This is a genomic window from Acuticoccus sp. MNP-M23 (genome assembly GCF_031195445.1).
In the GTDB taxonomy this organism is placed as follows: Bacteria; Pseudomonadota; Alphaproteobacteria; order Rhizobiales; family Amorphaceae; genus Acuticoccus.
This window is the reverse complement of the sequence record NZ_CP133480.1, coordinates 160,962-175,468: the sequence shown is the minus strand read 5'-3', so window position 1 is coordinate 175,468 and position 14,507 is coordinate 160,962. Positions and strand designations below refer to the sequence as shown.

At 66.2% G+C, this 14,507-nt stretch carries 15 protein-coding genes, 1 tRNA gene and 1 riboswitch; of the genes, 11 read left to right on the top strand and 5 right to left on the bottom strand.

Annotation, left to right across the window (positions count from 1 at the left end):
• Window positions 1-91: 91 nt before the first annotated feature.
• Window positions 92-1,372: a calcium-binding protein gene (locus RDV64_RS00825; protein WP_309197395.1), complete on the bottom strand. Its 1,281-nt coding sequence runs from the start codon at window positions 1,370-1,372 to the stop codon at window positions 92-94.
• A gap of 325 nt (window positions 1,373-1,697) precedes the next feature.
• Between RDV64_RS00825 and RDV64_RS00820 the strand changes: the two genes are divergently transcribed.
• Complete coding sequence (locus tag RDV64_RS00820) at window positions 1,698-2,492, top strand: response regulator transcription factor (protein ID WP_309197394.1); 795 nt, start codon at window positions 1,698-1,700, stop codon at window positions 2,490-2,492.
• A gap of 18 nt (window positions 2,493-2,510) precedes the next feature.
• Complete coding sequence (locus RDV64_RS00815; protein WP_309197393.1) at window positions 2,511-3,812, top strand: EAL domain-containing protein; 1,302 nt, start codon at window positions 2,511-2,513, stop codon at window positions 3,810-3,812.
• 113 nt (window positions 3,813-3,925) lie between these two features.
• Here RDV64_RS00815 and RDV64_RS00810 read toward each other — a convergent pair.
• From RDV64_RS00810 to ispH, 4 genes are all read right to left on the bottom strand, one after another.
• A tRNA-Arg gene (locus tag RDV64_RS00810) sits at window positions 3,926-4,002 on the bottom strand.
• Between the two features lie 67 nt (window positions 4,003-4,069).
• Complete coding sequence (gene rnhA, locus RDV64_RS00805; RefSeq protein ID WP_309197392.1) at window positions 4,070-4,522, bottom strand: ribonuclease HI; 453 nt, start codon at window positions 4,520-4,522, stop codon at window positions 4,070-4,072.
• Window positions 4,519-5,484, bottom strand: a complete 966-nt coding sequence (locus RDV64_RS00800; protein WP_309197391.1) for a homoserine kinase — start codon at window positions 5,482-5,484, stop codon at window positions 4,519-4,521. Before RDV64_RS00800 ends, rnhA begins: the two co-directional genes overlap by 4 nt.
• Before the next feature lie 34 nt (window positions 5,485-5,518).
• Window positions 5,519-6,499, bottom strand: coding sequence for a 4-hydroxy-3-methylbut-2-enyl diphosphate reductase (gene ispH, locus RDV64_RS00795; protein WP_309197390.1), 981 nt, complete (start codon window positions 6,497-6,499; stop codon window positions 5,519-5,521).
• 81 nt (window positions 6,500-6,580) lie between these two features.
• Here ispH and RDV64_RS00790 point away from each other — a divergent pair, with 81 nt between their 5' ends.
• The 9 genes from RDV64_RS00790 (at window position 6,581) to RDV64_RS00750 (ending at window position 14,420) form a co-directional block, all read left to right on the top strand.
• Window positions 6,581-7,150, top strand: a complete 570-nt coding sequence (locus RDV64_RS00790; RefSeq protein ID WP_309197389.1) for a hypothetical protein — start codon at window positions 6,581-6,583, stop codon at window positions 7,148-7,150.
• A 43-nt stretch (window positions 7,151-7,193) separates the two neighbouring features.
• Window positions 7,194-7,280, top strand: a riboswitch (glycine riboswitch).
• 153 nt (window positions 7,281-7,433) lie between these two features.
• Window positions 7,434-8,564: a glycine cleavage system aminomethyltransferase GcvT gene (gene gcvT, locus RDV64_RS00785; protein WP_309197388.1), complete on the top strand. Its 1,131-nt coding sequence runs from the start codon at window positions 7,434-7,436 to the stop codon at window positions 8,562-8,564.
• Entirely contained in the window at window positions 8,561-8,929 is a 369-nt protein-coding gene (gcvH, locus tag RDV64_RS00780) for a glycine cleavage system protein GcvH (RefSeq protein WP_309197387.1), read from the top strand. Before gcvT ends, gcvH begins: the two co-directional genes overlap by 4 nt.
• A gap of 3 nt (window positions 8,930-8,932) precedes the next feature.
• A complete protein-coding gene (locus RDV64_RS00775) occupies window positions 8,933-9,379 on the top strand; it encodes an NUDIX domain-containing protein (RefSeq protein WP_309197386.1) in 447 nt (148 codons plus the stop codon).
• A 30-nt stretch (window positions 9,380-9,409) separates the two neighbouring features.
• Window positions 9,410-10,738 carry an aminomethyl-transferring glycine dehydrogenase subunit GcvPA gene (gene gcvPA / locus RDV64_RS00770; protein ID WP_309197385.1) on the top strand — a complete coding sequence of 443 codons (1,329 nt, stop codon included), beginning with the start codon at window positions 9,410-9,412 and terminating at the stop codon, window positions 10,736-10,738.
• Window positions 10,738-12,240, top strand: coding sequence for an aminomethyl-transferring glycine dehydrogenase subunit GcvPB (gene gcvPB, locus RDV64_RS00765; RefSeq protein ID WP_309197384.1), 1,503 nt, complete (start codon window positions 10,738-10,740; stop codon window positions 12,238-12,240). The genes gcvPA and gcvPB overlap by 1 nt, the downstream gene beginning before the upstream one ends.
• Before the next feature lie 84 nt (window positions 12,241-12,324).
• Window positions 12,325-13,119 (top strand): SDR family NAD(P)-dependent oxidoreductase, encoded by a 795-nt coding sequence (locus RDV64_RS00760; RefSeq protein ID WP_309197383.1) that lies wholly within the window; start codon window positions 12,325-12,327, stop codon window positions 13,117-13,119.
• Between the two features lie 35 nt (window positions 13,120-13,154).
• On the top strand, window positions 13,155-13,784 hold the full coding sequence (locus RDV64_RS00755; RefSeq protein ID WP_309197382.1) for a pyridoxamine 5'-phosphate oxidase family protein: 630 nt from the start codon (window positions 13,155-13,157) through the stop codon (window positions 13,782-13,784).
• Window positions 13,785-13,895: 111 nt separating this feature from the next.
• A complete protein-coding gene (locus RDV64_RS00750; RefSeq protein ID WP_309199590.1) occupies window positions 13,896-14,420 on the top strand; it encodes an RNA pyrophosphohydrolase in 525 nt (174 codons plus the stop codon).
• The last annotated feature ends 87 nt before the right edge of the window (window positions 14,421-14,507 follow it).

The window sequence follows — 14,507 nt, the reverse complement described above, 5'->3', positions numbered from 1 at the left end:
GCTCAACCTTGAAGGCGGCCAGCGCAAACGCCGGCCGCCCTCGAAAACCTCCCGCGGGGATCAGGGCCTCGCGCGGGAATTGATGCGCAGATCAGAGGCCAAGATCGAGGTCGATGATCGGCAGGTCGACGCCGAGGTTGAGCGCGAGGTCTACCAGCGTGACGTCGTTAAGCGTGACCGTCGCGCCAAGGCTGTCGATGATCTCGAGGTTTGCGCCGACTTCGAGTGATGCGCCGAGGATGTCGAGCCCGGTATCGAGCCCGACGGCGAGGCCGAAGTCGACAGAATCCTCGGCCGCGTTGAAGTCTGTCACCGTCGCGCCGTCCTCGAAAACGAACGTGTCGCTGCCGTCGCCGCCGGTCAGCTCGTCCATGCCACCGCCGCCGTCCAGCGTGTCGTCGCCGTTGCCGCCGTCGAGGGAATCGTTACCGGCGCCGCCGTCGAGAGTGTCGCCGCCGTTGCCGCCGGAGAGCTCATCGTCGCCATCACCGCCGTTGAGCATGTCGGACCCGCCGCTGCCACCGAGCGTATCGTTGTCGGCCCCGCCGTTCAGCTCGTCCCGGCCGCCACCGCCGAAGAGCTCGTCTGCCCCCGCGCCGCCGTCAAGAGTGTCGTTGCCGTCCTGGCCAAGCATCCGGTCGTCTCCGGTACCGCCGTCCATCCGGTCATTCCCGATGCCGCCGCGCATCTTATCATTGCCGCCTTCGCCGAACAGGCGGTCGTTGCCGTCCTCGCCGAGGATAGTGTCTTCACCGTCGCCGCCGCGGATGAAGTCGATCCCGGTTCCGCCGAACATTCTGTCGTTGCCAGCCTCACCGAAGATGCGGTCGTTTCCGGCGTCGCCGCGGATGATGTCGTTGTTCAAACCACCGTGGATGAAATCGATCCCGTCACCGCCTTCGATGAAATCGTTGCCGTTGTCGCCGAAGATCCGGTCGTCGCCGGCGTCGCCGAACATGCGGTCGCCTCCATTGCCGCCGAACATCACGTCGTTGCCGATGCCGCCGTCAATGGTGTCGAGACCTGCGTCGCCCTGCAGGCGATCGTCGCCGGCATCACCGAAGATACGGTCGTCGCCATCACCGCCTGAGGCAATGTCGTTGCCTTCTCCGCCTCGGGCGATGTCGGCGCCGTCCTCGGCGACAAGCCGGTCATTGCCGTCACCGCCGCGCAGCACGTCATCACCGAGACCACCGTTCAGGACGTCGTCACCGCTGTCACCGCGCACGGTGTCGGACCCTTCGCCGCCGAGGATGCGATCGTTGCCGCCGTTACCGACGAGCGTATCGTCGCCGTCGAGACCCTTGAGAGTGTCCGCAGCGTCGGTGCCGAAGACCCTGTCATTCATGTTAGTGCCGATGAAGTCGTCCATGGTTTTACTCCAGGTTTGTGCTGGAGAAACAGTTAGGGACGGGCCGAGGCAGTCTCTATGCAAATGAAATAGCAAAATTTCCAATGAAGGCTGCTATTATTTAGGTAATGCTCGAGTTGTTATTTTTGTAATATTGCGCTCTGCATTTTCCGTAGGTGGAATCGTCGCGGCCGAGATCAGGCGCGGGTCGCATCGCGCCGGTTTCCTTGCGTTTCGAGGCCGAGGCCGCTCACGACGCTGCAAAAAGACAATGTCACACGCCAAACGGGTATTTCACTTTTTTACATTCTGAGATTTAATAGGGCGATCAAGTAAGGCTCAGAAGATGACAGCAGCGACGGATTTTGGAGCAGCCCCTGTACCCCCGGCGCAAGGCCTGAGCGACGAGGCCGGAACGCTTGAGGCACCGAAAATATCCGATCAGTGGATCGCGCTCGTGGTCGACGATGACGAGGGGGTTCGCGAGCTCGTCACCGACGTCCTGCAGATGGAGGGTTATGCGGTTCGGACCGCCTCGAACCTCGCCGATGCGCGCAGGGCGTTGTCGCGCGAGGAAATTGTCATCTGCATCGTCGACCTCAACCTCACCAGCGAGAATGGCATCGATCTCGTCAAGGAGCTGAGCGGCAGCCAGCGGACGGCCGTCATCATCCTGTCCGGCCGCGGCGACGTGTTCGACGTTGTGATCGGCATCGAGATCGGCGCGGACGACTACATCTCCAAGCCCTTTCACACCCGGGAGCTGTCCGCCCGCGTCAAGCGCGCCGGCGCGCGGATAATGCAGCTACGCGAACAGGTCCACCCGGTCGCCGCCGACGGGCCGGTCGCGTTCGGCGAATTCTCGATCGATCCGCGGCGCTATTCGGTCACCCACACATCAGGACAGAATGTCGCACTCTCAAAACCTGAAATCCGATTGCTTGCGGCGCTCGTAACTAACAGCGGAAACGTATTAAGCCGAGACACTCTGCATCACATGGTGATCGGCCCCGGAGAGCGTAACCCGATGGATCGGCGGATCGACATCTATGTGTCGAGCATCCGCAAGAAGCTCGCTTCGTTCTGCAACGGAGCCGAGGTGATCCGGACGGTGCATCGCGTGGGGTACATCATCGACTGAGCAGACGTCGCTCGGCCGATGACAGGGTCTGAACTCGTGACGAAAAAGAACGACGCAGCCGCACTCATCCTCATCGACTCCCCTGCCGTACGGCAGGTTGTCGCCAAAGCAGCGCAGGACGCGGGGTACGCCGTCCATATCGTCGAGACCCGATCTGAAGCCTTCGACGCGATCCGCGGCGAGAAGCCTGCCTTGATGATTACCGGGCTGAGGATGATTGACGGCACCGGCGTCCTGCACGAGATCGGCATCGCAAGCCCCGGCACGGCGCTGGTGATGCTGATCGAGGAGGACCAGGCGGCGGCGGACATCGAAAGTCTTGCTATGGCGGCGGGGGTCGGCACGGCGGTTGCCGTCCATCGGCCGATCCGGATGCGCGACCTTTCGGAGGCGATCGAGCGGGCGCGCCCCTCCAGCGCGGCGGCGTCCCGGAGCGACGACACGAAGGCGCTGGAGATCGCAATCGCCGCGGCAGGGATCGACGTCGATTTTCTGCCGCGCGTGGTGTGGCAGGGGAGCGGCGATCCCATTGTCGTCGGCTGCGAGGCGAATGCGTCGTGGCAGTCCGCGGATCGGGGCCGGGTCGATCATAACGCCTTGATGTGCCTTGCCCGACAAGGCGGGCTGTCGGACCCGCTGATGCGGATCATCGTGCGTGCGGTCGGACGCCACGCCCGCCATCTGGAGGCCGCTGGCAAAGAGACGCTCCCCGCCGTCGTCGCGCTCAGTCCCGCCATCGTCCATGACGCGAAGGCCGCAGCCTCGATTGCTGCGATGCTGCGCGAAGAGGGTCTGGCGCCCTCGCAGCTCATCGTCAAGATTTCCGAGCCCGCAGCGACGGCGGACCCCGTCGCGCTCGGCACGTTCCTGGAAATGATGACGATGCGTGGCATCGCCGTGTCGCTCAGCAATTTCGGTTCCAGCATGGTCTGCGTGCCCGAACTCGCCCGTGCCGGGTTTGCTGAGGTCGTACTCGACGCCACGCTCGTCGCTTCGCTGAAGGGTGGCGACCGGGCTCGGAACGTCGTCCGCGCCCTCGTCGCGATGGCCAGTGCGCTCGGCTTCGATGTCTGTGCGGACGGGGTCGACTGCGCCGCCAGCGCGCGTTTTCTCGCCGCGCTCGGCTGCCGCGTCCAGCAAGGGCGCCACTTCCACGAGGGACTGGCGCTCAGATGCGCAGGGCACGCCCATCCGGTGGCCGCTGCCGGCGAGGCGGAGGCGGGCGCGCGCGGCGTGACGGCGAAGGTGGTCGGCGCGTTCGGACGGCGCGTGCCCGCCGCAGTGTCAGGCGGCCACGGGCTCCAATTTGCCAGCGCCTGAGCGCAGCGGCCCGGTATCTCAGCCGGAGATGAGGCAGATGACGGCCCTGTTCACCAGATCACCGGTCCAGACCCTGAACCAGGCTGTGAGTCATCCAAGCAATTTGAGTTAATTGGTGTCCCCGGCAGGATTCGAACCTGCGACCCCCAGATTAGGAATCTGATGCTCTATCCTGCTGAGCTACGAGGACCTGACCATGGTTATGGCGATGGTGGGGCGGGGTCGCAAGGCGCGCGGGGGCGGAAATTTGCGGGCAGTCAGCGCTTGCTGCGGATCTCGGTGACGCCCTGGCGGGCTAACTCGTCGGCCCGCTCGTTCATGGGGTGGCCGGCGTGACCCTTGACCCACTTCCAGTCGATATCATGACGCCCGGCCTGCGCGTCCAGCGCCTGCCACAGATCCACGTTCTTCACCGGCTGCTTTGAGGCCGTCATCCATTTCTTGCGCTTCCAGCCGGCGAGCCACTCGGTGATGCCTTTGCGCAGATACTGGCTGTCCGTGTAGACCGTCACTTCGGAGGGGCGCTTGAGAGCCTCCAGGGCGCGCAGCGCTGCGGTCAGCTCCATGCGGTTGTTGGTCGTGTCCTTCTCGCCGCCGAACAGCTCCTTGCTGTGCTCGCCGAACGTCAAAATAGCGCCCCAGCCGCCGGGGCCGGGATTCCCGCTGCACGCACCGTCGGTGTAGATCACGATGTCGCGGTCGTCGCTCACAGGGAAATTCCGTATTCGGATGCCCGCGTCACCTGCCGGTGGAAGCGCAGCCGGTTCACGTAATCCACCGGGTCCTTCGGGGTCACCAAGGCGCCTTCGGGCACGCGCAGCCAGTCGTGCAGGCGTGTCAGCAGGAAGCGGAGCGCAGCGCCGCGCGCAAGGATCGGCATGGCCTCCACCTCGGCATCCGACAGGGGCCGCACGGCGGCATAGGCGCTGGTCATCGCCTGCGACTTGGTGACGTTGAACGACCCGTCCTCCTCGAAGCACCAGGCGTTGAGGCAGATGGCGAGATCGTAGGCGAGAATGTCGTTGCAGGCGAAATAGAAGTCGATCAGGCCGGACAGCTTCTTCTGGACGAAGAACACGTTGTCGGGAAAGAGGTCGGCGTGGATGATCCCGGTGGGGAGGGTGGTCGGCCAGGCGGCCGCGAGGCATTCGAGTTCATCGCTCACCATGGCCGTGAGCCCCGGAAGGACGGTGTCGGCGGTTTCGCGAGACTGGGCAAACAAAGGCGCCCAGGCCGCCATGCCAAGGCCGTTCCGGCGGGTCATGCCGAAGTCGGCGGTGGCGGCGTGGAACGCGGCGAGACCGCGGCCGAGTTCGGCGCACTGCAAAGGGCCGGGGCGCCGGGCGGCCACCCCGTCCAGAAAGGTGATCATGGCGGCTGCGCGGCCGCAAAGCTGCGAGATGACGCCGCCGTCACGGCGGTGGACCGGGCGGGGCACGGCAAGGCCCTTGTCGGCAGCATGTTCCATCAGGTGCAGGAAGAAAGGCAGCTCGTCCCGATCCACCCGCTGCTCGTACAGCGTGAGGATGAACGTGCCTTGTTCGGTGCGAAGGAGGTAATTCGTGTTTTCGACCCCTTCCGCAATGCCCTTGACCGAGAGCATGTCGCCCACGTCGTAAAGGGTCAGGAAGGCGGCAAGCGCCTCGTCGTCGACGTGAGTATAGACGGCCATGATCGATGAAATTTCGCAGGGCGGCGCGGCCTGATCAGCCGGCGACCGCTTTTTCGGGTTTCGCAGTGTCCCGCAGAAGGCGGGGGAGCGGGAAGACGATCGTTTCGTCCGCGGTACGGGCCGATTCCAGCGTCAGCGAAAAACGCGCGGCAAACCGGTCGAGCACTTCCTCGACAAGCTCTTCGGGCGCGGAGGCCCCGGCGGTGATGCCGAGGGTCGCCACGCCGTCGTAGCTTTCGACGTCGATCTCGCTGGCGCGCTGGATGAGCTGGGCGCGCGGGCAGCCGGCCGACAGCGCCACTTCGCGCAGGCGCTGGGAGTTGGACGAGTTGGGCGCACCGACGATGATCATCGCATCGCAATCGGCGGCCACGGCCTTCACCGCCTCCTGCCGGTTTGTGGTGGCGTAGCAGATGTCGTCCTTGTGGGGGCCGACGATGGCGGGAAAGCGCTCGTTGAGAGCACTGACGATGGCCTTCGTGTCATCCACCGAAAGGGTGGTCTGACTGATCCATGCAAGATTGGCAGGGTCCGGCACGTCGAGCCGCGCCACGTCGCGGACGGTTTCGATCAGCTCGACCGTGCCCTCGGGCAGCTGGCCCATGGTGCCGACGACTTCGGGGTGGCCGGCATGGCCGATGAGCAGGATGTGGCGGCCGCGTTTGTGGTGGATTTCCGCTTCGCGGTGGACCTTTGAGACCAGCGGGCAGGTGGCATCGAGGAAGAAGAGGTTGCGCGCCGCAGCGTCCGCTTCAACTTCCTTCGGAACGCCATGGGCCGAAAAGATCACGGGACGGTCGTCCGCCTCGATCTCTTCCAGCTCTTCGACGAAAACCGCACCCTTGTCTTCCAGCGACTGGACGACGTAGCGGTTGTGGACGATCTCGTGCCGCACATAGACAGGCGCGCCGAAGCGCTCAAGCGCAATCTCGACAATCTGGATGGCGCGGTCCACACCAGCGCAGAAGCCGCGCGGGGCGCAAAGCAGCACCTTCATGGCTCTTCCGTTGTCCATCGCCCCTCGCCTGACGTTGATTTTTGACGTCTCCCAGTCATAGAGGAGCGCGAGTGTGCAGAGTCAAGGAGCGCTAGGCCGATGGCAAGACAGCAACACGGGTCCCGAACAGCCGGACGGGTGCGGCGCGCCGGTGTGGTGTGCGCGATGGTGGTTCTCCCCGCCGTGCTTGCCGCGTGCAGCGGTTCGTCCGGTGACAAGGGCACATTCGGCAAGATCATCAACGCGGGACGGCCGGAGCCGGAAGTGATCGACCCGGCACTTTTCACGCCGAAATCCACCTGCCCGCCGGTCAACATATTGTCGGGGACAGAAGTGATCCGCCGCGACGGCGGCAGCGACGACCCGTCGCGCCTGCGCTGGCAAGCCACCATCACCAAAATGGCGCGCGAGTGTTCGCCGGCGGCCGACGGGGTGACGGTGCGCGTCGGGGTTTCGGGCCGTGTGATCGAGGGCGGCGGCGGTGCGCCTTCGGCCATCGAGCTGCCCCTGCGCATTGCCGTTCGCGAAAACGGCGAAGTCACCTACAGCCGCCTTCACAGCGTCGGCGTGACGCGGTCCGGCGCGTCCGACGACTGGGCCTACGTTGACGAGGCGATCGCCGTGAAGGACCCCGCAAACGCCGAGATCGTGGTGGGCTTTGACGGCTGATCCGTGCCGCTTCGCTTGACTTTGCGCAGGTGAGCAGCACACTAAGGCTTGCGCGGGAGAGACCGCATTCGTGCGGCGCCGAAGGAGCAACGGCCCGGAAACTCTCAGGCAAAAGGACCGCGCAAAAAACGAGATTCTGGAAAGCGGCTGCTCGCGGGAGCAGCCCACCGAAGGAGTAGCTGGCGCGTTTTTGGGCGTGCCGGGAAATCTCTCAGGTGCCATGACAGAAGGGCAGCAGACGCATTTTCGCGGCTGGCTGTTTCGTCGTGGACTGGAGGGATCCTTGGGATCAGAACATACCGATTCGGGTGATGGCGCACTGCGCCGCACACCGCTTTACGATCTGCACAAGGCGTCCGGGGCGCGGATGGTGCCCTTCGCCGGGTACGAAATGCCGATCCAGTACACCGGCATCATCGCCGAGCACACGGCAACGCGCACCAGCGCCGGCCTGTTCGACGTGTCGCACATGGGTCAGGCCGACGTGTCCGGTCCGGGCGCTGCCGAGTGGCTGGAGCGGATCACCCCCGGCAACATCACCGGCCTCAAGGACGAGATTGCCCGCTACACCGTCGTCACCAACGAAAATGGCGGCGTGGTGGATGACCTCATCATCACGCGCCTTGGCGACGGGTTTCGCCTGGTGGTCAACGGCGCCCGCCGCGATGCCGTGGCTGCCCACATCGAGAAACACACCGCATCCGGCGTTTCGGTCGATTTCCTGGACCGCGCGCTGATTGCGCTGCAGGGGCCGCAGGCGGAGGCGGTGCTGGCGCCGCACGTGGCAGCCGACCTTGCCGCACTCACCTTCATGACCGCGGTCCAGACCGAGGCGTTCGGCGTGCCGGCGCTGGTCTCGCGCTGCGGCTACACCGGGGAGGACGGCTTCGAGCTGTCGCTGCCGCCGGAGGTGGCGCCGGCCGCGTGGGCGGCGCTGGCGGCCGATCCGCGCGTGACCGAGGTGGGCCTTGGCGCGCGCGACACGCTGCGGCTGGAAGCCGGGCTCTGCCTTTACGGCCAGGACCTTGCCGAAGACATTTCACCCGTCGAAGCCGGCATCGTGTTTGCCATCGGCAAGCGGCGCCGGGCCGAGGGCGGCTTCATCGGCGCCGAACCGATCCTTGCCGAACTCGAAGACGGGCCAGCACGCCAGCGCGTCGGGCTCACCGTTGAGGGGCGGGTGCCCGTGCGGGCGGGCGCTGCGCTTTATCAGAGCGAGCACACGGCGGGCATCGTCACCTCCGGCGGCGTCGGGCCGACGGTGGGGGCGCCAATCGCGGTGGGGCTCGTCCTCTCCGCCTGCGCCGAAATCGGCACGAAGCTTGAAGCGGACGTGCGGGGCAAGCGGATTGGCGTCACCGTCGCCGCGCTGCCCTTCGTCCAGCCCAACGTCAAACGCAAGGGACTCCTATGAAGCGCTATACCGAAGACCACGAGTGGATCGACCTCGCCGGCGACATTGCCACCGTGGGCATCACCGCCCACGCGCAGGAACAGCTCGGCGACATCACGTTCGTGGAGCTGCCCGAGGTGGGCCGCACGCTCGCCAAGGGCGATGCGTTCGCAGTGGTGGAAAGCGTGAAGGCCGCGTCAGACGTCTACGCCCCGCTGGACGGTGAGGTGACCGAGGTCAACGCCGCGCTGGACGAGAACCCGCAGCTCGTCAACGAGGCGGCTGAGGAGGGCGGCTGGTTCGCCAAGATCAAGCTTTCCGACGCCGCGGCGGTGGACGCGCTGATGGACAAGGCCGCCTACGACGCCTTCCTCGCCAAGAGCTGAGGCGTGGCCGGGCCTCGCCTTGCGGTGCGTGCGCTGATTGTGGAGGACGGCAAGCTCCTCCTCGTCAACGCCTACAAGGCCGGCCTCAGCGACCTGTGGTGTGCCCCCGGCGGCGGTGTCGAGCCCCACGCCAGCCTCACCGAGAACCTTGTGCGCGAGGTGTTCGAGGAGACAGGGCTCACCATCAAGGTCGGCGCGTTGGCGCTGGTGAACGAGTTCCACAGCCCCGAGAAGGGCTTCCACCAGGTGGAGCTGTTCTTCCGCGCCACCATCGCGGGCGGTGCGCTGGACCCCGCCTGGCGCGATACCGATGAAATCGTGAGCGAGCGCGCCTTTTTTGACCGGGATGCGCTCGCCGGCATCCGCTTCAAGCCGGACAGCCTGGCGGACGCCGCCTTCGGCCCGCCCGGCGAAGCGAAATATGACAGCCTCGAACTCCTCGTGCGCTGATGACCGATACGACGAACGGGAAGTGAATCCATGCGCTACCACCCGCTGACTGCGGACGACCGTGCCTTGATGCTGGAGCGGATCGGCATCGAGAGCGTCGACGACCTGTTTGCCGACGTGCCGGCAAAGCACTGGGTCGACGGCCTGCTGCCGCTCCCCACCGGCCAGTCCGAGATGGCCGTGGAACGCGCGCTGTCGAAAATGGCGCGAAAGAACCACGCGGCCGGCGACGGCCCGTTCTTCGTCGGCGCCGGCGCCTACCGCCACCATGTGCCGGCCAGCGTCGACCACCTCATCCAGCGCTCCGAATTCCTCACCTCGTACACGCCCTACCAGGCCGAGATCAGCCAGGGCACGCTCCAGGTGCTGTTCGAGTTCCAGACCCAGGTGGCGCGCCTCACCGGCATGGAGGTCGCCAACGCCTCCATGTACGACGGCTCCACCGCCGCCGCCGAGGCGGTGATGATGGCCGCCCGCACCACGCGCCGCCGCAAGGCCGTGCTCGCCGGCGGCCTTCACCCCCAGTATCGCGACGTGATCGAGACCATCGCGACGGGCGTCGACGTGACCGCGCTTCCCGCCGACCCGCGCGCCACGGAAGACATTGTCGCGTCCATCGACGACACGGTCGCCTGCGTGGTGGTGCAGACGCCATCCTTCTACGGCCACCTCATCGACTTGAAGCCCATCGCGGAGGCCGCCCATGCGGCCGGCGCGCTGCTGGTTGCGGTGTTCACCGAGCCCGTCGCGTTCGGCGCCATCGAGGCGCCGGGTGCCATGGGCGCCGACATTGTGGTGGGCGAGGGGCAGGGGATCGGCAATGCGCTGAACTTCGGCGGCCCCTATGTGGGCCTTTTCGCGACGCAGAAGAAGTTCGTACGCCAGATGCCGGGCCGCCTTGCGGGCGAGACGCAGGACACCGAGGGCAAGCGCGGCTTTGCGCTGACGCTCAACACCCGCGAGCAGCACATCCGCCGCGACAAGGCGACCTCCAACATCTGCACCAACTCCGGCCTCTGCGCGCTGGCCTTCTCCATCCACATGACGCTGCTCGGCGAAGCGGGTCTCTCGCGCCTTTCCGCCCTCAACCATGCCGCCGCGGTAAAGACCGCCGAGGCGCTGGCGGCCGTGCCGGGCGTGGAGGTGCTCAACGACACCTTCTTCAACGAATTCACGGTTCAGGTGCCGGGCGATGCGGCCGAGGTGATCGAGCGGTTGGCGGCAAAGGGCATCCTTGGTGGTGTCCCGGTTTCCCGCCTCGACCCCGACGCGGACCGCGACCTCATGGTGGTGGCCGCGACCGAGCTGACCACCGACGACGACATTGCAAGCCTCGCCGCAGCGCTGGGAGAGATCTGATGACCTTCACCAAAAACGAAGCGCTGGAAATCCACGAACCGCTGCTGTTCGAGGTCGGGCGGCTGGAAAACACCGGCGTCGACCTGCCGGAACCGCCGAAAGTCAAGAGCCGCCTCGGCAGCCTCGCCCGCAAGAGCGCCATTGATCTGCCGGGCCTCACCGAGCCGGAAACCATGCGCCACTATGTGCGTCTTTCGCGGCAGAACTACGCCATCGACCTTGGCATGTACCCGCTCGGCTCCTGCACCATGAAGCACAACCCGCGCCTCAACGAGAAGATGGCGCGGCTGCCGGGCTTTGCCGACATTCACCCGCTGCAGCCGGTCTCCACCGTGCCCGGCGCGCTGGAGCTGATGGGCGAACTCTCCCGCTGGCTGTGCGTCATGACCGGGATGGAAGCCGTCGCGCTGTCCCCCAAGGCCGGCGCGCAGGGCGAGCTTGCGGGGATGATGGCAATCCGCGCCGCCATCGCCGCCAAGGGCGAAACCCGCACCACGGTTCTGGTGCCCGAAAGCGCCCACGGCACCAACCCCGCCACCGCCGCCGCGCTCGGCTACAAGGTGCGCTCGATCAAGGCGCGCAGCGACGGCACGGTGTCGGTCGAGGCCGTGAAGGAAGCCATCGACAGTGATGTCGCGGCGATCATGCTGACCAACCCCAACACCTGCGGCCTGTTCGAGCCGGAGATTGCCGAAATTGCCGCAGCGCTGCACGAGGCGGGCGCGTATTTCTATGGCGACGGGGCGAACTTCAACGCCATCGTCGGCAAGACGCGGCCCGGCGACCTTGGCGTCGACGCGATGCACATCAACCTCCACAAGACCTTCTCCACCCCCCATGGTGGCGGCGGGCCGGGCTCCGGCCCCGTGGTGCTGTCGGAGCGGCTGGCCCCGTTCGCGCCGGTGCCGTTCCTGCGCGCCGACGGCACGCTGGTCGAGCGCGCCGACCAGACCACCGGCGAGGAACTCCCCTTCGGCCGCCTCACGGCGTTCCACGGCCAGATGGGAATGTACGTCCGCGCGCTCTCTTACATGATGAGCCACGGCGCCGATGGCCTGCGCGAAGCCTCCGAGGATGCGGTGCTCGCCGCCAACTACATCAAGGCCTCGCTGTCAGATGTGATGACCGTCTCGTTCCCAGAAAAGCCCGCGATGCACGAGGTGCTGTTCGACGACCGCTTCCTCAAGGGCACCGGCATCACCACGCTCGATTTCGCCAAGGCGCTGATCGACGAGGGTTTCCACCCGATGACCATGTACTTCCCGCTGGTCGTCTCCGGCGCGATGCTGGTGGAGCCAACCGAATCGGAGAGCCTCGCCTCGCTGGATCTCTTCATCGCCACCATGCGGGACCTTGCCAAGGCCGCCCGCAATGGCGACACCGAGCGCTTCACCGAGGCGCCGCGTTTTGCCCCGCGCCGGCGGCTGGACGAGACGCGGGCTGCCCGCAAACCCGTCCTCACCTACGAGGCTCCCGCGCCGTTGGCTGAGGCGGCCGAGTAGGGCAAAGAGAAGCAGCATCTCGACAATTGCGGGTGGACTTGTATGTCATGCAGCATGACCCATTCGAAAATCCGTGATGCCCTGATGACCCCGCGCGAGCCTTCCGCCCGCGCGCTGATCACCGGGGCGACAGGCGGCATCGGCGCCGCCTTCGCCCGTGCGCTCCCCGAAGAGACGGCGATGATCCTCACCGGCCGCGACGAGGAGGCGCTCACGCTTCTCGCGGCCGAGTTCGGCCCGAGGGCGGAAACGGTGGTGGCCGACCTTGCCACCCACGAGGGACTGGATGCCGTCGCCCGTGCCGCAGAGGCCGGCGAGGTCGATCTCCTCATCAACAACGCGGGCCTCGGCCAGTACGGCAATTTCCTCGACGTGCCGTTCGAGGAGCACCAGACGACGCTTCGCGTCAACGTCGAGGCGGTGATGGCGCTGATCCACCGGCTGGTGCCGGGGATGATCGACCGTGCCGAGCTTTCGGGCCGCAACGCCGGCCTCATCAACGTCGCCTCGTCGGCCGCGTTCTTCCCGATCCCGACGCTTGCCACCTACGCCGCCTCCAAGGCGCTGGTGCTGTCGTTCACCGAATCGTTTGCCGCCGAGATGAGCGGCAAGCCCATCGACGTGCTGGTCTCCTGCCCCGGCGCGGTGAAAACCGCATTCGGCGCACGGGCCGGTTACAGCGGTGGCCGCATTCCGGGCGCGATGGCGCCGGAAAAGGTGGCGGCCCAGTCGCTGGCGGCGCTGGGGCGGCAGTCGACCGTGGTGATCGGCCCGGCATCTGCGGCGGCGTTCGCGCCGGTGGCGCTGGCCCGCAGCCTGTTCGGCCACGCCTTCGTGCGCGCCAGCCGCGTGATGGACCGCATCGGCGAGCGCACCTAGGCAGCCGGCCGTCCGGCCGCCAGATCGGGATGACCATGACGAACCTTGCAACAGACAACGCTTCATCCGCCCGCGGCGCCGATTTTCCCGCCCATTATCACGACCTTGGCGCTGTGGAGCGCGCGGCGTGGGACGCGATGGTGGATGGCGTTAAAATGCGCAAAAGCGCATTTCATCAGGTGGTTGTGGCAACGGTGGATGAGGCTGGCCGGCCGCAGGCCCGCACCGTGGTGCTGCGCGGCGCCGACGAAGGCGACCGCACCTTGCGCTTCCACACCGATGTGCGCTCAGCCAAGATCCCAGAACTGGCGGCAGCGCCGTCGTGCGCGATAATCCTTTACGACCATGACGCAAAAATTCAGGTGCGCGTCTCCGGCGACGCGGCAATTCACAACCGGGACGCGCTGACCGAATCGCTCTGGGGCGCGATGCCTCATTATTCAAAAGCTTGTTATCGCCAGCCTTTCGGACCCGGTGCGCCCGTGGAGACGCCCGAGATGGTCGCCGCGGCCGCCGCACTTGGCGATGATGCCGGTTATGCCAACTTCGTGGCCATTACCGTTGCGGTTAATGAATTTGAATGGCTTTATCTGGCAGCAAATGGACATCGCCGCGCGCGGATCGACTACCGCGACGCTGGCGGGCGCGAATGGCTTGCGCCCTGAAACCAAGTTTGAGGGATACGAGATGACGCAGAGGGCACGCATTCTGTTTGCCTGCGGGCTGTCCGGACCGGCGCCGCGTTCGATCCGGTCGAGGCCTGTCTTTTGAGCGAAGTGGCCCGGTCGCGGCCCGGCAAGGGGTATCGCCCTTGCGTGGGAATCGCCTTGTTTGACGCCGAGGGGCGCGTGTTCATGGGCAAACGGTCCTCGCGCGGGGTCGTCCCCAAATATTCCTGGCAGATGCCGCAAGGCGGGATCGACAAGGGCGAGACCCCCATCGACGCTGCCTTCCGCGAGCTGCACGAGGAAACCAGCGTCCGCAGCGTGTCGCTTCTGGGCGAGGTGCCGGGCTGGCTCCACTACGACCTGCCGTCCGAAATGGGGGCCTGGCGCGGGCGTTTCCGCGGGCAGGCGCAGCGCTGGTTCGCCTTCCGCTTCGAGGGGGAGGAGGCCGAAATCAACGTGACCGAGCCGCCGGACGGGCACCAGATGGAATTCTCGCGCTGGCGCTGGGAGGCGCTCGCCGGAACGCCGGACGTGGTGGTGCCGTTCAAGCGCCCGGTTTACGAGCGCGTGGTTGAAGCGTTCGCTCCCTTTGCACAGGCGCCCTTGCGCGGGGCGCAACCGCAGGCTATCTAGAGCGCATTCCAGATTGGTGTGAGAGCTGATCGGTTGGCTTCCGGAGTGGGGCCGGCCCGCTTCAGCGTTTGCGCCCACCGAAGCCTG